The 17,461-nt window shown below is 45.1% G+C and carries 15 protein-coding genes and 1 riboswitch; of the genes, 4 read left to right on the plus strand and 11 right to left on the minus strand.

Annotated features, from left to right (window positions below):
- Nucleotides 1-183, minus strand: a 183-nt coding sequence (locus IEY48_RS19005; protein WP_188923138.1) for a transposase family protein, incomplete at its 3' end; no start/stop codon positions are given.
- A 455-nt stretch (nt 184-638) separates the two neighbouring features.
- Here IEY48_RS19005 and IEY48_RS19010 point away from each other — a divergent pair.
- From IEY48_RS19010 to IEY48_RS19020, 3 genes are read left to right on the plus strand one after another with little or no spacing between them, the layout of a single operon-like run.
- Nucleotides 639-1,529, plus strand: a complete 891-nt coding sequence (locus tag IEY48_RS19010) for a metal ABC transporter solute-binding protein, Zn/Mn family (RefSeq protein WP_188923140.1) — start codon at nt 639-641, stop codon at nt 1,527-1,529.
- 14 nt (nt 1,530-1,543) lie between these two features.
- Nucleotides 1,544-2,335, plus strand: a complete 792-nt coding sequence (locus tag IEY48_RS19015) for a metal ABC transporter ATP-binding protein (protein ID WP_188923142.1) — start codon at nt 1,544-1,546, stop codon at nt 2,333-2,335.
- Nucleotides 2,332-3,195: a metal ABC transporter permease gene (locus tag IEY48_RS19020; protein ID WP_188923143.1), complete on the plus strand. Its 864-nt coding sequence runs from the start codon at nt 2,332-2,334 to the stop codon at nt 3,193-3,195. The genes IEY48_RS19015 and IEY48_RS19020 overlap by 4 nt, the downstream gene beginning before the upstream one ends.
- 89 nt (nt 3,196-3,284) lie before the next feature.
- Here the strand turns inward: IEY48_RS19020 and atzF are convergent, their stop codons facing one another.
- From atzF to IEY48_RS19055, 7 genes are all read right to left on the minus strand, one after another.
- Nucleotides 3,285-5,063, minus strand: a complete 1,779-nt coding sequence (gene atzF, locus IEY48_RS19025) for an allophanate hydrolase (RefSeq protein ID WP_188923144.1) — start codon at nt 5,061-5,063, stop codon at nt 3,285-3,287.
- 22 nt (nt 5,064-5,085) lie between these two features.
- On the minus strand, nt 5,086-8,718 hold the full coding sequence (gene uca, locus IEY48_RS19030; protein WP_188923145.1) for an urea carboxylase: 3,633 nt from the start codon (nt 8,716-8,718) through the stop codon (nt 5,086-5,088).
- 91 nt (nt 8,719-8,809) lie between these two features.
- Nucleotides 8,810-9,448 carry an urea amidolyase associated protein UAAP2 gene (locus IEY48_RS19035; RefSeq protein WP_188923146.1) on the minus strand — a complete coding sequence of 213 codons (639 nt, stop codon included), beginning with the start codon at nt 9,446-9,448 and terminating at the stop codon, nt 8,810-8,812.
- Between the two features lie 11 nt (nt 9,449-9,459).
- A complete protein-coding gene (locus IEY48_RS19040) occupies nt 9,460-10,179 on the minus strand; it encodes an urea amidolyase associated protein UAAP1 (protein WP_188923147.1) in 720 nt (239 codons plus the stop codon).
- The gene (locus IEY48_RS19045; RefSeq protein WP_188923148.1) at nt 10,172-10,945 is read right to left on the minus strand and encodes an ABC transporter ATP-binding protein; all 774 of its coding nucleotides are present in this window, start codon (nt 10,943-10,945) and stop codon (nt 10,172-10,174) included. Before IEY48_RS19045 ends, IEY48_RS19040 begins: the two co-directional genes overlap by 8 nt.
- A gap of 12 nt (nt 10,946-10,957) precedes the next feature.
- On the minus strand, nt 10,958-11,782 hold the full coding sequence (locus tag IEY48_RS19050; RefSeq protein WP_188923149.1) for an ABC transporter permease: 825 nt from the start codon (nt 11,780-11,782) through the stop codon (nt 10,958-10,960).
- Between the two features lie 69 nt (nt 11,783-11,851).
- The gene (locus tag IEY48_RS19055; RefSeq protein ID WP_188923150.1) at nt 11,852-12,898 is read right to left on the minus strand and encodes a putative urea ABC transporter substrate-binding protein; all 1,047 of its coding nucleotides are present in this window, start codon (nt 12,896-12,898) and stop codon (nt 11,852-11,854) included.
- Nucleotides 12,899-12,954: 56 nt separating this feature from the next.
- Nucleotides 12,955-13,135: riboswitch (guanidine-I (ykkC/yxkD leader) on the minus strand.
- A gap of 663 nt (nt 13,136-13,798) precedes the next feature.
- Between IEY48_RS19055 and IEY48_RS19060 the strand changes: the two genes are divergently transcribed.
- Nucleotides 13,799-14,257: a DUF1499 domain-containing protein gene (locus IEY48_RS19060; protein ID WP_188923151.1), complete on the plus strand. Its 459-nt coding sequence runs from the start codon at nt 13,799-13,801 to the stop codon at nt 14,255-14,257.
- A gap of 148 nt (nt 14,258-14,405) precedes the next feature.
- Here the strand turns inward: IEY48_RS19060 and IEY48_RS19065 are convergent, their stop codons facing one another.
- From IEY48_RS19065 to IEY48_RS19075, 3 genes are all read right to left on the minus strand, one after another.
- The gene (locus IEY48_RS19065; protein WP_188923152.1) at nt 14,406-15,002 is read right to left on the minus strand and encodes a 2-hydroxychromene-2-carboxylate isomerase; all 597 of its coding nucleotides are present in this window, start codon (nt 15,000-15,002) and stop codon (nt 14,406-14,408) included.
- A 211-nt stretch (nt 15,003-15,213) separates the two neighbouring features.
- Nucleotides 15,214-16,458, minus strand: coding sequence for an alkaline phosphatase family protein (locus IEY48_RS19070; RefSeq protein ID WP_188923153.1), 1,245 nt, complete (start codon nt 16,456-16,458; stop codon nt 15,214-15,216).
- A gap of 89 nt (nt 16,459-16,547) precedes the next feature.
- Complete coding sequence (locus IEY48_RS19075) at nt 16,548-17,318, minus strand: alpha/beta fold hydrolase (protein WP_188923154.1); 771 nt, start codon at nt 17,316-17,318, stop codon at nt 16,548-16,550.
- Between the last annotated feature and the right edge of the window lie 143 nt (nt 17,319-17,461).

The following is a 17,461-nucleotide window of genomic DNA, read 5'->3' on the forward strand; positions in this document are numbered from 1 at the left end:
ATTAGCGAAGGGGCGATATTTACGCAGCCACATGAGTTTTAATGTCCCGAACTCGTGGCAATCGGCCCAACTTTGCGCACCTGATATCACTGCGCTCAGGACGAGGAAGCAGATATCAATGACATCGTGTTCTTGATTTATATGGGAACGGCAATCAGTAATCTTATCGAGATGTTTAAGCATATTATGTATAAAGACAAAGAAAAAGAGCGCTATTTGATCACACTGGCGAGATCAATCAAGCTATTTTTTATCTCTTTGTTTTTAAAAAGGATGTATGAAAAGCGATCGAGTATGATCAGCCCCAAAAAATTAGAGTGATTCAATACAGAAATACGCTATTACAGCGTCATACGAAAGCTTATTACCGCCTTTTCTGCAATATATTTGATGTTTGTTACTCATCGGTTTACCCCTTTATTAATAAAAAGGACTAGCAGATTTTTTCTGTCTTATCTTTGCCGATAAGTCCTTGCCATTGGTTAGAGGTTAACGTTTAATAACAGGATAAAATTTAATTGGTGAGCTTACAAAATGAGCTTTAACTAATAAACTTATGCCCTGCTGAACACTCATACTAACGTAACAATAATTTCCACTTTGCCTGTCATTAAGATGATCCGCTTAAGGAATATGTAATGAGCAAATCTTTAAAAGCCTTAACGGGAATAGCTGCAGCCCTTTTTTTGATTGGCTTCGCTTTTTTCCTGTTCAACTCTTTCAGTGATGATGAATCCCAAAGCCTCACTGTCAATTCAGCAAAAGAGCACAAGCTCACTATCGTCACCAGTATCCTTCCGCAAGAGTACTTTGTTGACCGAATTGGCGGAGATCGGGTGCAAGTTCAGGCGTTAGTGACACCGGGGAGCAGCCCTGCGACTTACGAACCATCGCCACGTCAAATGGCCGCCTTATCGGAGGCAGAACTCTTCTTTCGTATTGGTGTGCCGTTCGAAAATGCATTTATTCCAAAAATCGACTCAATGACCAAGCAGCTTCACATTGTTGATACGCGCAAAGGGATCACGATTAAAGGTAACGATCCACACATTTGGCTCAGCCCGCGACTTGTTAAACTGCAGGCCCGCACCATTGCCGAGGCAATCATCGAAAAAGACCCTGCGGGCAAAGCTGACTATGAGAAAAATCTCGCCGAGTTATTGAAGGATTTAGATGCACTCGATGCGCTGCTTACCAAGGCATTGGTCCCAGTAAAGGGTAAAACCTTTATGGTCTTTCACCCTTCTTGGGGATATTTTGCTGATGCCTATGGGCTCGAACAACAATCTATCGAAGTTGAAGGAAAAGAACCCAGCGGCAGACAATTGATAAGAATGGTAGAACTGTCGCAAAATGAAGATGTGCGCGTTATCTTTGTTCAACCGCAATTTAACATGGCTTCGGCAAACCGCATCGCTAAGGCTATCAATGGTGTAGTTGTGCCAATTGACCCTCTTGCACGAGATTACATTGGTAATTTACAACAAGTTGCCACTACCGTGCTTGAGGCGTTGCAACAGCAGGATTAACAAAGGCTTTGAAGATGGACAATGTCGTAATACAGTTCAGCGATGTTTGCTTTGCATATGATCAACAAGAAGTTTTACACAATATCGACCTGTCTATACCCAACAAGAGTTTGGTGGGCGTAGTTGGCCCCAATGGCGGCGGTAAAACCACACTGGTAAAACTCACTTTAGGGCTTCTAAAACCAAGCCGTGGGACGGTAAAGGTCTTCGGCGAAGCGCCTGAGCGCCGCAGACACAGTATTGGATATGTGCCGCAGCATCTGAGTTTTGATCCGGAGTTTCCGGTGAGCGCACTTGATGTCGTACTTATGGGACGAGCGGATCGACATTGGTTTGGGCCTTACCGGCGGCGCGATCGCATTAAAGCTGTTGAAGCGCTTGAACGGGTAAATCTTGCCCATTTGAGTCATCGATCTTTAGCACATTTATCGGGAGGTGAGCGCCAACGTGCACTCATCGCACAGGCGTTAGTGTCAGACCCCGAACTGCTGATACTCGACGAACCCACCGCCAACGTTGATACCAATGTTGAACACCAAATCTATGAGTTATTGCACGAACTGAATAAGCACATGACCATTGTGGTCGTATCGCACAACCTTAACGTGGTAACTCGTCATGCTTCACATTTAGCCTGTGTAAACCGCTCGGCATCGCTTGTTCGCGTTGACGAAATTACTGAAGGACAACTTAGCGCATTTCATCGCGGTGATATGACTGTGATTCAGCATGCGCAAGACTGTCATGTCCATGACGCTAGCAATGTGATGTGTGAACCTCACCACGGCAAGGAGACGCGTTTATGAGTTTGTTCTGGGAACACCTTGTTAACCACACGTTTCTTCAATATGCCATTGTAGGCGGTTTATTGGCATCACTGGCCTGCGGGGTTGTCGGCAGCTTTGTGGTGGCACGCCGGGCAACTTATGTGGCAGGGGCGATTGCACATTGTGTATTAGGAGGCATGGGAGCGGCGCGTTATATGCAGCGCGTGCACGACATAGAATGGATGACTCCGCTGCTGGGAGCTACGGTGGCAGCAGTCATTGCAGCGCTGATTGTTGCAGCGGTCACAGCTTCTGGGCGGCAGCGTGAAGACACTGTCTTATCTGCCATATGGGCCATCGGAATGGCTGTCGGGATCAGCTTTATTACAGCCACGCCTGGATATTACGAAGACTTGATGAGTTATCTTTTTGGCAATATTTTGATGATAGGTACAGCCGATCTGCAGCATATGGCAGTATTAGATGCGGTGATTGTCATTCTGATGCTGCTGTTTTACGACAAGTTTTTGGTGATAAGTTTTCAACCCGAACTCGCAAAACTGCGTGGGATCCGCGTACGCGCTTATCACACCTTACTGCTTATACTCATTTCGCTAACGGTGGTCTTGCTAACCCAAGTGGTTGGCCTGGTGATGGTGATTGCCCTTCTGACTTTACCCGCCGCGACCGCACTGCATTTTGCCCAGCGACTGTGGATAGCCATGCTTATAGCGACGTCATTGTGCTTCTTGTTTACGGTCAGTGGCATCGCTTTAAGCTACGGACCAGAGCTCCCTGCTGGAGCAACCGTTATTCAAGTGGCCGGAGGGACTTATCTACTCGCCATAGCCAGCAAATGGCTGTGGAAAAAGCTGAATAAAATCGATCAACGCCATTAGGGCCTAAAGGCCTTATCAAAAAATAAGGCCTTTAGTATTTGCAGTTCAATCACATGTTTTAGCGAGTTAAGCTAATCTGCATAGTGAATTTAACTGGCTTTGTATTTGCGCCAGCTACCAAACTCACTAATGTCTTTACCAATACTGGCGGCGTAACCCTCTGCAATAAAGCCAGTGACCCATGTGCCGTCGGCTAACTCGACTTTACCAATCCCTAATGGCTGAGCAATGCCTTCCACAAAAGAGCCAAACTCGCTCACAGGCATAGTCCATACTTGCACTTCAAAAGCGACGCCATTGGCATCGTCGCGGATCATCGCAGGACGCTCTACCGCTCCGGGTACAGCGTACATGCGATATTTAGCCGCTGAGGTTGTGGTTTGTGTTAACCAGGCTCCGCGATCAGTCAGTTGCCAGTTAAGCACCATGCCCGAAAGATGCGCGCCGCACACCAGCACATCAATGTACCCTGCACTGCTAGTCAGCGCGTTATCAACGGCTTGATATTGATATTCTGTTGCGCCAAGCGGTAAAGCGGCTTGTTGCTGAATACGTTCTGCAAGGGTTAACAACTTTTGATCGCTAAAAGCACTGCTAAAAATCGTAATACCAAAAGGCATGTTGTTGTCGGTAAATTGAGTCGGCACCGCTACTGCAGCTAAATCAAGCAGATTCATAAAGTTAGTGTAATAGCCTAAGTTTGAGTTACGAGCTATCGGCTGCTCCATGATTTCAGCAATGGTGTAATGACTCCCCGCGGTGGGCGTAACCAGTACATCGACACCAGCCACCAGCTCGTCTGAAATTTGTTTCATGGCTTGAAGTTTATATAAGGCACTAAAGGTGTCAGCGGCAGTTAACTCAGCACCCGCTGAAATAATTTGATAAATAACGTCCAGCATTGCCGCAGGGTTGTTATCGACAATGTTTTTTGTTGCCACATATCGCTCGGCCACCCAGGGGCCTTCATAGAGCAGCTTAGCGGCATCAAGCAGTGGCGCAAAATCTAACTCGACTTTAGTGCCCCCCATTTGCTCGAGTAACTCAACAGACTGAGTAAACGCTTTTTGATAATGCGTATCACCAAAAAATGCCAGTTGTTCAGGCTGCGGCACGGCAAACGTAAAGCTGTTTGGCATCGCAACCTGACCGATATTACTCTGGGGATTTTGACGTGAATAACAATCTAATTTGTCAAAATCTGCCGCCACAGAAAACACTGATTTAGCGTCTACTGCCGTGAGGGCAAACACACTGACACAATCAAGGCTGCGACACGCGGGCACCACACCTGAGGTTGATAACAACCCTTTGGTGGCTTTTAATCCGACTAAATTATTAAAGCATGCTGGCACTCGACCAGATCCCGCTGTGTCGGTACCTAGAGCAAAACTCACCACACCTTTTGCCGTCGCCACAGCAGAGCCAGAGCTTGACCCCCCAGAAATATATTTAGGGTTAAAGGCATTAGGTGTTGCGCCAAAAGGTGAACGCGTCCCCACGAGGCCTGTCGCAAACTGGTCTAAGTTAGTTTTACCCAGCGGAATAGCACCAGCAGCGATAAGCTGCTCAACAACGTAGGCCGATTTTAACGGCACATAGGTAAACTCCAGGCAGCCTGCCGTGGTAGGAATACCGGCTAAATCAATATTATCTTTAATCGCAAAAGGGACACCCCAAAGAGGATGATCCGCCATGGGTTTGTCTGCCAATGCATCAATATAGGGCTGAATTTCTGCCGCTGACAATAAGTGTATCCACACAGAGTCAAGCGTGGCTGCCTGCTCAAGTAAACTGTGAATAAGCAACTGTGGTGTGGTTTCGCCGCTCTGATAAGCTTGTTTTAGTGACGCTATGGTTAAGTTCATTGTGTATTCCTTTCGTTTCAATCTACTTGGCGGCTTTAAGCACTAACAACGCCTGTCCGGCTTGCACTTGCTGGCCCACGTCAACTAACACCCGTGAGATGGTGGCGGCTTCTGGCGAGCTAATGTCGATTTCCATTTTCATCGACTCAAGCACAATTAATGATTCACTCTCAGCCACCGCGGCGCCCGCTTCGACTTGCACTAACCACACGTTACCTGCCGCCGAGGATTCAACAATAAATTCGCCCTCGGCAAGCTCGATTTCGTCAGTAGTAGTATTTAGATCAACATCTTGTTGATAATTTAATTGGCCAACGGCTTTCCAGGCTGCCATTTCTTGCTCAAAGGCTTGCTCGCGTTGACGAGTAAATTCGGTAATTTTTGCCTGTTGCTGTTGCCATTGTTTGGCTAATTCAGGCATTGATACCTTACTCTGGTCAATTTTGGGCTGCCATTTTCCAATGGGGAAGTCGGCACGGATCTGCATCAATTCATCATGACTCACCGGATAGAATTGAATTTGATCAAAAATACGCAATAGCCAGGGGTTTTCAAATGAAGTGGTTTTACGGTAGCGGTTCCACATTTGTGCGGTACGGCCAACAAACTGATATCCTCCCGGCCCTTCCATGCCGTATACACACATATAAGCCCCGCCAATACCTACTGAGTTTTCAGCGGTCCAGGTTCGGGCTGGGTTATATTTTGTGGTGACTAGGCGATGGCAAGGGTTTAAGGGCGTGGCCACGGGTGCGCCAAGGTAAACATCACCTAGACCGAGCACCAGGTAGCTGGCATCGAACACTATATCTTTAACTTGTTCAATATCGTTAAGCCCATTAATGCGTTTGATAAACTCAAGGTTTGACGGGCACCAAGGGGCGTCTTTTCGCACAGATTGAATATACTTTTCAATGGCTTGCTTACAGGCCTCATCGTCCCAACTTAGGGGTAAATGCACCACACGCGAGTCAAATTCAAGTTGAGTGGTGTCACCTAGGGCTAAATCTAATTGTTTGATGTGGGCAATAAGCTCAAATACATCCACGGCAAAGTTATCGTAATGCACTTGCAGTGAGCGGATCCCTGGGGTTAATTCAAGCACACCATGAATATTTGCCGCCTTAACAGACTCTAATAATGCTTGTACCCGCGCGCGCAGCGTTAGGTCTAATACCTGCTCGCCATATTCAACCAGTAAAAACTTGTCACCGGCCTGGCGAAACACAATATCTGGCTCGGCATCATGGGTGATTAACGTGGCTAATATGGGGGTATTAATTGCGGCTTGTTGATAACTCAGCGTCTGCTCACTCAAGCTTGATAACTGTTGTAGTTGCGCTTGTTCAAGGGCTTTTGCGGTGGTTAAATCGACCACGTCAAAACTGACTTTATCACCTGCTTTTAATTGACCTAGTTTCCACAAATCTGCCGATATCACGGTAAATGGACAAACAAAACCGCCTAGGCTTGGGCCATCTGGCCCTAAAATCACCGGCATATCTCCTGTAAAATCAACGGTACCAAAAGCGTAAGCGTTGTCATGAATATTTGATGGATGCAGCCCGGCTTCGCCGCCAGACTCACGCGCCCATTCAGGCTTAGGGCCAATCAGTCTAATACCGGTACGGCTAGAGTTGTAATGCACTTCCCACTGGTGCGCTGCAATGGTGGCTATGTCTTGGTCAGTAAAAAAGTCTGGTGCGCCATGTGGTCCATACATCACTCGCAGTTGCCATTGGTTGTCGATATTGGCGCTGAGGGTGTCGGCAAGGGTATGGTCAATATTCACAGGCTGGGTTTTGTTATCTTGACCTAAGCGTAAAAAGTCACCGGTGCGCAGCGCACGACCGCAATGGCCGCCAAATTGTCCTAAGGTAAAGGTGCTTTTACTGCCAAGGTAATCTGGGCAGTCAATACCACCAGCAATGGCTAAATAGGCTCTAGCACCAGCCTGACTTACCTTGCCAATTTTTAAGGTTTGACCTGCCTTTATGCTCATGATTTGGTTGTTGCTGTAACTAACATCGTCGAGGCTAATGGCTATCTGTGCACCACAAATTACCGCTTGAGTGTCTTGATGAAACTGCAGTGAAGGCCCTTCTAAGGTGATTTCTAACCCAGCAACATTAGGGTCGTTATTTAATAAACGATTGGCGAGATTAAAAGAATAAAAATCAAATGGGCCAGAAGGCGGCACGCCGATATCCCAATACCCAGTGCGGGCAGGATAATCTTGCACCGTGGTCATGGTGCCGGGTTTAATCACTTCAAAGCCGTTAAAACTGGCCGTTAAATCATTAAGCGTCCGGGTAAACATTTTACCCTGCTTAAAGATGTCACCGGCTAATATCTGGCGCACATAATCAATGTTAGTCACCACGCCATAAAGCTGGCTTTGCGCTAATGCTTGGTCGAGTTGCGTAATAGCTTGTTCACGATCATCAGCATGCACAATCACTTTGGCTAACATAGGGTCAAAAAAGCTCGACACTTCAACCCCGGCTTCAATCCAGTGGTCAATACGTAATTGTGCGCCTGGCTCATTTGAGGCTTCTGGCCAGTTAACCTGGGTTAATAGACCTGCCGAAGGTTGAAAATTTTTAACAGGGTTTTCAGCATAAACCCGAGTTTGAATCGCATGTCCCTGTGAAGATTTACCCGCTAAAGCTGATAAGTCACAGGCGTTAGCGGCAGCATCACTAAAGGCAATATTGAGCATCCATTCGACTAAGTCGACATCAAAACACAGTTCGGTTACGCCATGCTCGACTTGTAAGCGGGTGTTCACTTCTAAAAAGTAAAACGCCTGGTTATCGTTGTCATAAATAAACTCTACGGTGCCTGCATTTAAGTAATCTAACGACGTCATTAATTGCTTGGCCGTCGCCCACATATTTTGGCGTACCGTGTCTGGTAGGTTGGGGGCTGGGGTTTCTTCAATCACTTTTTGATTGCGGCGCTGGCTTGAGCAATCTCGCTCGCCTAGGGTTACCACGTCTCCGGCACCGTTACCCAGCACTTGCACTTCAATGTGGCGAGCTTTTTCGACAAACTTTTCAAGAAACACGCCGTCGTTAGCAAAGTTTTGCGCGCCAAGGTATTTTACGTTGGCGAAGGCTTTTGCAAGCTGGCTTTCGTTGTCGCAACGTTGCATACCAATACCACCGCCGCCCGCGGTGCTTTTTAACATCACCGGATAACCCACTTGCTCAGCAAACGCCACAACATCGTCAACATTTTCAAGTAAGCCACTGCCCGGAACTAAAGGCACTCCGGCTTTTTCGGCAATATCACGAGCCTGATGCTTTAAGCCAAACGCCACCATTTGCTCTGGGCGCGGCCCAATAAAGCAGATGTTGTTTTCACTGAGTTTGATAGAGAAATCTGCGTTTTCACTTAAAAAACCATAGCCAGGATGAATCGCCTGTGCGCCTGATTGCTTTGCAATCTCAATGATTTTGTCTTGATTAAGGTAAGTTTGATTTGCCGGCCCGTCACCGAGGCTAAACGCTTGGTCAGCTAAGCGCACATGCAATGACTCTCGGTCGGCTTCTGAATAGATAGCGACACTAGCAATGCCAAGCTTTTTTAAGGTGCGGATAATACGGCAAGCAATAGCGCCACGATTAGCAATCAGTACAGTATTAAACATAATCAAATACTCTAACACTGCGGGTCGTCCCGCGATTAAACAGTGGATGGCTAGGTCGTCCTAACAATCATAAGCTTTTGTCAATCTATGACTAATTCCAGATCAGTACTTCTATTGGTGTTGGGTTGTACGCGTTGCAAGGGTTATTGAGCTGCGGACAATTTGAAATCAATATAATGGTGTCCATTAAGGCAGTTAATTCAACGTACTTACCCGCACCACTGATGCCATCGGCAAAGCTGAGCTTGCCGTCTGCGGTGATAGGCACATTCATAAAGAAATTAATATTGTGGGTAATGTCTGCTTTGCTGAGTCCGAGCTGTTCATTTTCAGCCACGGCCAGAAGCCAGCTGTCACGACAAGCATGCATGCATTTTTTTTCTAGGGCGTAGCGCACGGTGTTGCTTTCAGTGGCACACGCACCGCCAAGGGTGTCATGGCGTCCACAGGTGTCGGCCACAATGGTTAACATGGGGTTGCAGTCATTGGTCATTAACACTGTGGCAGCGGTAAGGTAAACATTGCCTTGTTCACGCACGGTATCAATTGCGCTATAACGCTCGCTAACATCGTTAGCATTGTAAAATAAGGTGTCTGCGGCCTGGTTGCCTTCAAGGTCTAAAATTCGCACAGTTTGACCTTTCTTTATGGTCTTTAAGTAATAATCACCGGCATCAACGGTGTCACGCACGATGGCATTTTCTGGTGCTAATTGGCTTTCAACGATCATAATGATTCCCCTTATACACCTAGGTGATACAAACGATTATTTTCAAATCCGCGCTGATTCTCGGCGCAGGCGTTTTTACAGGCGTCATCGTCTGCGACAGGGGCCGAAGTTAACAATTGATATTCAACGGGTTTAAACGGGTAAGTGCTTGCAGGGTTTAATGGATGCGGGCATGTGTGTAGCAACACTATGGTGTCCATTTCAAAACGCAGCTCAATAAAGTCGCCAGCTTTTGAGTGTTCAACCTGATATTGCAAGTTGCCATCATCGTCGGGGATCACGGCACTAAATAAGTTAAGGTTGGCGGCTAAATCTTTTTTGGTTAAGCCATATTTTGCGGCTTCGACTAAAAAGGCATTGGTGCCATTTTGCAGCCAGTCATTACGGTCATGTTGATAGTCTTGTTTGCCCCACTTTTTGGTCACTAACGCGCTATTGCTGTTACCGCAAACGGTGTCATGCCACCCTAACGAATCGGCAGTTACCGAACAAAAAATACGTCCCATATCAGAGTATAAACAATGACCCTGGGTGATTTTAAAGGTGTGTTGCCCTTTTAATGTGTCTGGCGCGTTATAGCGTTCAAGTCGGTTTTCTGGGTTGTAAAACAACATGCCGACATTCGCGCCGCCTTCTACATCAATTAACTTTAAACTGGTGCCGCGGCGCATCCGCATTGACCAATGTTTACCCCCTGGTAGGGTATCTGTATATAAAATAGCATCAGACATTTTGGCTTGATTCCTCTAGTGTTTCTTGGGCAATTTTTTTGTGCTTTTGTGTGGTAAGCGGTAAGTCGAATGTCACCTGGGCACCATAGGCATTAGGCGCTTGTGGGTCGTGCCTTAGCTTGTCGAACACCCATAATCTTGAGCCCAGCTCAAAGCCTTCTTTGATATCGTGAGTCACCATAAAAATGGTTAAGTTGTTTTGTTGCCAAATATCATGAATAAGCTCGTGCATATCGGCGCGGATCCCTGGGTCTAATGCGCCAAAGGGTTCATCTAACAGTAAGATTTTGGGGGATTTCATTAATGCTTGTGCAATGGCTAAACGCTGTTGCATACCGCCAGATAGCTCATTAGGGTATTTATTAATGGCCGCTGTTAGCCCCACAATTGAAATAAAATCTAAGGCTTTTTGCTTGATGTTTTTTTTAGTTGCACCAAATGTCCAACCCAATAACGGTGCTTGGCTGAATTCATCTGCAATCATGATATTTTGTAAAACCGTTAAATGCGGAAATACAGAATATTTTTGAAACACAATGCCGCGCTCGGCATCAGGCTCTTGGCTCAGTGATTTGCCTTCTAAAAATATTTCGCCTTTCGATAGCGCTTCTTTCCCCAATAACATGTTTAAAAATGTCGACTTGCCGCAGCCTGAAGCCCCCACCATTGAGATAAATTCGCCACGTTCAACGTTGAGGTTTAGCCGTTCAAGAACCAAGTTATCGCCATAAGATTTATAGACATTTTTGACCGATAAAAAACTCATTTCATTTGCTCCTTATTTGCCATTTTCATTGCTGTGATACCAAGGGAAGCAAACTTGAGACAAGCGCTTTAAGCTAAAATCCATTAAAAATGCCAGAGTGGTAATCCAGATAACGTAAGGAAAGATCACGTCCATCGACATGTAACGGCGTACTAAAAATATTCGATAGCCCAGGCCTTCTTGCGCGGCAATGGCCTCTGCCGCAATTAAAAATAACCAGGCCGCGCCGAGTGAAAATCGCATTGATGACAACAGACTTGGCAGAATTTGCGGTAACACCACACGTAATGCGACTAACCAGGTTGATGCGCCTAATGTCAGCGCTTTAATGAGTTGCTCTGACGGCAGTTGCAATACACGCATTTGAATATCACGGATAATCACTGGGGCGGTTCCCACAATAATCAACATCACTTTGGCCAGTTCGCCTAAACCAAAACTAATAAATAAAATCGGTAATATCGCCATCGGTGGGATCAGTGAAATAATCGTGATGATGGGTGATAAATTGGCGCGCGCTAACGGAATAAGTCCGGTAAATAAGCCTATGGTTAACCCCAATGCCGCACTGATTGATACCCCGACCGCAATGCGTAATACGCTGGCTTGAGTATCGGCCCACAAAATATATTTACCGGTACGTTTATCTTCATTAAAGGCTAAACGGTCTATTGCGCTGCCAATTTGACTAAAACTGGGCAACAGTTTGTCATTTGGGTTCTCTGCCAAACGGGCATTCGATAAACTGCCATAGAGAAAAAACACCAAGACAAAAGGCAATAAGCTTAAGAAAATACTTAATGGTTTTGACGGGGTTAAGTTCATTAACCTTTTCATAAGTCACCGTTATATAAAGAGTTCGCTAGCCTAACAACCCGCGTTAGGCTAATTTTGTAGGATTAAGACTTATAACTTTCCGTCTGCAGCAAGCTGCATGTAAGTTGGGTCAAAGCGTAATTGGATGTTATTTTTATCACCGACAATGCCAGCAGGCGTTTCGATTCCAATAAAAGTTGAGTCCATGGCACCGTCGCCTAATAGCCCGTGGTCAAACGAAAACTTAGCGATGTATTCCATGGTTTTTGGCAGTTGTGCGCTTTGGGTAAATTCGACAGCCGCTTGTGGGGTATAAAGCATTTTGGTGGTCGCTAATTGCGCCTCAAAACCGGCTAAGTCAGTACCTGATGCGATCGCCATTTGCGTTAACGCGGCTTTATCTTTTTGCATCACGTCCATGATTTCATACCATGCGCCAACAAGTGCCTTACCCAGTTTTGGATTTTCTTTTAAGGTTTTGCTGTTAACCACTAACAAGTCGATGATTTCGCCAGGAATTTTAGATGAGTCAAATACTTGCGTGGTATTAGGCATAGGTAAAATTTCTGACAATAGCGGATTCCAGGTCACGACCGAGGTCACATCGTCTGTGGCATATGCCGCAACCATGTCGGCATCGGCCGTATTAACAACGCTGATGTCTCGTTCTGTTAACCCTACAGTGCCTAACGCGCGAGCCAGTAAGTAATGTGAAACACTGAGCTCAACGAGATTAACTTGCTGACCTTTAATGTCGGCTAATGCGGTACCATTTTTTAACACTACGCCGTCATTACCGTTAGAGAAGTCGCCGACCACAAGGGCGGTACTGTCGACAAAACTGGCAGAAGGAATGGTTAATGCGTCCATGTTGGTCATGGTGCAAGCGTCAAATTGACCCGTGGTGTATTGGTTAATTGACTCGATATAATCATTGATTTGCACGACATCAATTTCGATACCGTATTTGTCAGCCCATTTTTTTACAATGCCAGAGCTTTCACCATAATCCCAAGGCATCCAACCGACATAAATAGACCAACAAACTGAAAATTTGTCTTTGGCTGACGCATTAGCTGAAGTAAACGAAGTGAATAATATAAGGGTAAGTAATAAAACTGTTTTTATTGATCTCATGGTTATTGCTCCAGTAATTTACACGAATTTTTTGCGCAAGAGGTTCAACTAAATTGACCTCCCGGGCTTTTATCCCTCCGTGTAACCTGGTTGCAAACAACCATGACATCCATATTAAAATCACCTACTGAGCAGTGGTGACAATATCAACATCATTTTGCCGGGTTGGTAACTCTCGGACCAGTCACTTGTTATGATTGACATCATTGACAAGCCGGAACCCTAGTCATCTATTTGGCTAACGTGAAACTCAATCAAGTTGAGCTCTTGCATTATGGTTATTTGTGCATTTCGCATTCCAACATAAAAAATTTAACAAAATAAAATTTTAGTCTTTTGTTTTATCTATATTATTTATTATTACCCGCCATGGTTGATTATCATTTATACAAAAACAAGTTGTGAATAGCGCATCGTTTTTGTGCATTATTTTAACAACGTTGCACCACGAGAGCTCATATATACCAATCCTAGCAATCAACATCGACCTATTTGCGCCAGCAGATTGATACCCAAACAACCTGAAGATGCTCGATTTCAGCAAGAATTTACACGCGTTTAGGCAAGGCATTGATTGCGGGTAATGGTCGTTCCCTTTCCAAAATCAATAACGCAGCATAAACGCGTGTAAAACTTGCCCTTTGGGAGTTTCACCGTGTTCCCTGATTATTAAATCAAGAGCGTTGTTGCGCTAATTAATAAGGTACCTACATTACCGCATTAACGCGCCTAGTATTGAAAACACGGTGAAGCTCTGAAACACGGATCTTCAAGTTGATTGGGTATATAGCGCATTGTTAAGCGCAACTTATTGTTTTACTGTAGACAACATAAGATCAATTACGCTGTTGATACCGATAACCGCAAACACATGACGTTTTACACATAAAGGGAAGCAAAATGTATAAACACACTTCAATACTGGCACTTGCTATGGTGCTGTTAATGGGTTGCTCTGGCACTGTACCCACCTTAGGGGTCACCGCAGGAAAATTAACGCCATGCCCAGATTCGCCCAACTGCGTGAATAGCCAGCAAGCAGCCACAGATGAAGAACATTATATTGAACCGATTGCATTTAGCGGCACGTCTCAACAAGCTCAAGTAGGCCTATTGCACGTATTAAAAGCGGCTGAGCGAGCAAGTATTGTCGTGGTAGAAGATAATTATATTCGAGTTGAATTTACTTCGCAGGTTATGCGCTTTGTTGACGATGTTGAGTTTTACTTTCCGTCAGTTGAGTCAGGTAAAATCATGATCCAGGTAAGATCGGCCTCACGGGTGGGTCACTCAGACTTTGGCGTTAACCGTGAGCGAATTGAACAGATTAGAGCCGAGTTTAACGCGTTACCACAGTAAAGACTGCGACATTAAAAATGACTCAGTGCCAAGCCGCTTAAGCAAACTGGCTTTGTAATGCTTTATTTATCCGCGATTTATGGTTAATGGCTATGCCGACATGATAAACGTCAGCATAGCCATTTGTTTTTTTATTCGCGTAAAACCCCTATTCCGCTAGTTTGTCGGCCAACAGCTCAAGTCTATCCTGGCCCCAAAATGGCTCGTCTTGATAGATATAGCTTGGCACACCCAACAAACCTTTTTCGATTGCAGCCGTAGTATTGGCTTCGTAAATCGCGTCAATTTCACTCGATGATGCCTGCGCAATAACCTTATCTGCATCAAGCTGCAATGATGTGAGGATCTGCTGTATCAATGCAACATCGGCAATGTTTTGATCTTTTGCCCAACATGCCGCCAGCATTTGCGCGACAAACTCAGCGGGGTTTTGTCCCATTTGTTGAAGCGCAATAGTACATTTGTCGGCCAAGCTTGGGTCTGCTGGGAAAAAAGCTGGGTGAAGATTAAGCGGCAATTGGCGTTTTTTAGACCAGCGTGCTAACTCAATTAAACGATAGTCTTGCCTTGCTTGCGGACGTTGCTTTACCGGTAACACGCCTCGTTCGGCAAACAGTTTGCCAAGTTTTATCGGCTTATAATCAATGGCGGTGTGATGCTCTGCCGCAATGGCGGTAAACGTATGGTGACCTAAATAGGCATAGGGAGAAAGGCTGGTAAAGTAATATTCAATGGCAGTTTTCATGTGTCGCGTTACCTATTAATAAAAGTGATAAATGTGATGGTTTGATAGCGATTTATAAACCATAGATTAACGTTATCCTGCAACGCTTGATACTGTCTAGTAATGATTTGTGAACAAATGTTCTAGTTTGAGCATAAGGCTGGGGGTTATTCCTAACTCGCTACTCGAGACCAATCCTGATAAAGCATTGCTGCTATTGCGTAAGTTCAATTTATTGTGCCAACAAAGGCGCCAAAACCGTTAACTCACCATCAATCGGCTCGTTAATGGTTAAGCCTAAAATATGTGCAATAAGCGGGTAAAGGTGGATATTATCTGCGCGGTCAATATGTTGCTGATTAAATGCAGGCCCTTGAGCGTATAACACTGTGTTCATATCTGTTACGACACTAGCATCATAGCCGTGCTTACCTGTCACACCGGCCTTGGCATCAGAACGGGTTATATAATGTTGATTACTGATTAATACTGCATCTTCAATTGATGGGTTATCACTAAAGTGCAAATACGCAGGTATCTCTTTCTGACGATAAAATTGCAAACCTGGCACTTTTTTAGTGAGTACTTCCAAGGCATCTAAATCTTGTTGTTTATTGTCGCCTATGGCAGTGATTAACGAAAATGCAGCATCGTTATTAAATTTAAATCTGTCTTTTAATGCGTCATTCTTTGCGAATAATTTGTCCGTGTACACACGTGGAAAATCGGCAACATTTGCCATGCCATGATCAGACGTAATTATCACATTCACCTTAAAAGGTAGCGCGTTAATGCCGATTAACAATTGTCCAATGGCTTTATCAATGTTTTGCACTGCTTGATAAGTCTTGTTCGATGTTGGGCCAAAATGATGTCCTGCGGTATCTACCTCAGAAAAATACAAAGTCACAAACTGGGGGCGATCTGCTTCAGGTAAATTAAACCACTGTAAAACTTTCTCGACTCTTTCATGGTTAGGTGCATCACCATTATAAGGCAGCCAATAATCAGGACGCTGCCCCGCAATATTCGCTTCTGAACCCGGCCAAAAATAGGTCGCACTTTTTAAGCCTTGCTGTCCCGCTAGCGACCACAATGGCACGCCATGGTAAAAACGGCCATCGGTTACCGCTTGTTTAATCTTCATGCTATAGGGCTGTTGCAGTTCATGGTTATAAAAATGGTTGGAAACGATGCCGTGATGCGCAGGATACAGCCCAGTAACAAGGGTAATGTGATTTGGAAAGGTCACTGTGGGAAATGAGGGGATAAGATGAGTGACCTGAGCGGCATGCTTAGCAAATTCAGTGAGGTGCTGAGGGCTATGTAGTCGATTATAATCAAAGCGATAACCATCTATTGAGACCAATAATACATAAGGTTTTTCAGCAGCAGTAGGAATTGAACTCGCAGCAAAACAATTAATGCTCGTAAATAGCCCGCAGGCTAATACACAGATAATGGTAAAGACATGCATGATGTGTATTCTCAAATAATAAAAACAATTACAAAGTAATAATATCAATTAGGTATGACAACTTTATTGCTCTCTACTGTGACATTAACTCACTCAATACTCTGTCTAAACTGTAAATACGCCGCAGTGATGGCAGTGGCATCTTCCACTTGAGGATAATGGCCGAGTGTCGGCATGGTGGTAATATTGGCATTGGGGATCAACTGACCATAGCGATCGATCATATGCTGACCCGAGATCGGATCTAATGCGCCCGCGATCAGTTTGACTGGTACAGGGCTGTTCACCAGCGCCCCAACCCAACGTTGACGATGTTGTTTGCGTTGGGTCATGTAGGTGATGAGTTTGTGCATCACTGCGATACCATCATTATGGGTTAACAATTGCCAAAGCGTATCGACGACCTCTGGCGTTGGCGGGGTTGCTGGGCCAAATATATGCTGTAAGTTGGCAGCAAATTTTGGCTTGGTGATCCTTTTCGCCACAAAGGCCCCCAGCGGTGATAACAATAACTTTTGAATCAATACCGGTTTGTGGGTTTCAGGAAATAAGCCACCATTTAATAAGCACACGCTGTTAATGTGTATTTTACTCTCACCATCAACTTGTCGTGCCAATAACTCTTGTGCAACGGTATCGCCGTAATCATGGGCTAAAAGATGATATTCACTCACGCCTAACTTGGCTAAAAGTGATTGATAAATGTCGGCCTGTTGGCTAATCAAATACTCGCTATTTTTAGGTTTATCCGACAAGCCAAAACCTAACATATCGAGGGTAATCACATAATATCGTTCAGTGAGTGGTTGCCACATGCCTTCCCAATCCCAACTGGCGCTGGGAAAACCATGAATAAGCAATAATGCCGGCGCAGAGGGCTAATGCCGATCGTTTAAGCGACTTGAACGATCTTTTCTAGGCTTCATAATCGGTCTTAGATTTATTTCTGAGGCCGATTTTTTTATGTCTGAATTTTCTCTAGAGTTACAAGCGACTGCTGAAT

The organism is Shewanella saliphila, from assembly GCF_014648295.1.
Taxonomy (GTDB): Bacteria; Pseudomonadota; Gammaproteobacteria; order Enterobacterales; family Shewanellaceae; genus Shewanella; species Shewanella saliphila.

Coding starts and splice junctions, on each gene's coding strand:
- IEY48_RS19010 (WP_188923140.1), top strand. CDS start 639: ATGAGCAAATCTTTAAAAGCCTTAACGGGAATAGCTGCAGCCCTTTTT.
- IEY48_RS19015 (WP_188923142.1), top strand. CDS start 1,544: ATGGACAATGTCGTAATACAGTTCAGCGATGTTTGCTTTGCATATGAT.
- IEY48_RS19020 (WP_188923143.1), top strand. CDS start 2,332: ATGAGTTTGTTCTGGGAACACCTTGTTAACCACACGTTTCTTCAATAT.
- atzF (WP_188923144.1), bottom strand. CDS start 5,063: ATGAACTTAACCATAGCGTCACTAAAACAAGCTTATCAGAGCGGCGAA.
- uca (WP_188923145.1), bottom strand. CDS start 8,718: ATGTTTAATACTGTACTGATTGCTAATCGTGGCGCTATTGCTTGCCGT.
- IEY48_RS19035 (WP_188923146.1), bottom strand. CDS start 9,448: ATGATCGTTGAAAGCCAATTAGCACCAGAAAATGCCATCGTGCGTGAC.
- IEY48_RS19040 (WP_188923147.1), bottom strand. CDS start 10,179: ATGTCTGATGCTATTTTATATACAGATACCCTACCAGGGGGTAAACAT.
- IEY48_RS19045 (WP_188923148.1), bottom strand. CDS start 10,945: ATGAGTTTTTTATCGGTCAAAAATGTCTATAAATCTTATGGCGATAAC.
- IEY48_RS19050 (WP_188923149.1), bottom strand. CDS start 11,782: ATGAAAAGGTTAATGAACTTAACCCCGTCAAAACCATTAAGTATTTTC.
- IEY48_RS19055 (WP_188923150.1), bottom strand. CDS start 12,898: ATGAGATCAATAAAAACAGTTTTATTACTTACCCTTATATTATTCACT.
- IEY48_RS19060 (WP_188923151.1), top strand. CDS start 13,799: ATGTATAAACACACTTCAATACTGGCACTTGCTATGGTGCTGTTAATG.
- IEY48_RS19065 (WP_188923152.1), bottom strand. CDS start 15,002: ATGAAAACTGCCATTGAATATTACTTTACCAGCCTTTCTCCCTATGCC.
- IEY48_RS19070 (WP_188923153.1), bottom strand. CDS start 16,458: ATGCATGTCTTTACCATTATCTGTGTATTAGCCTGCGGGCTATTTACG.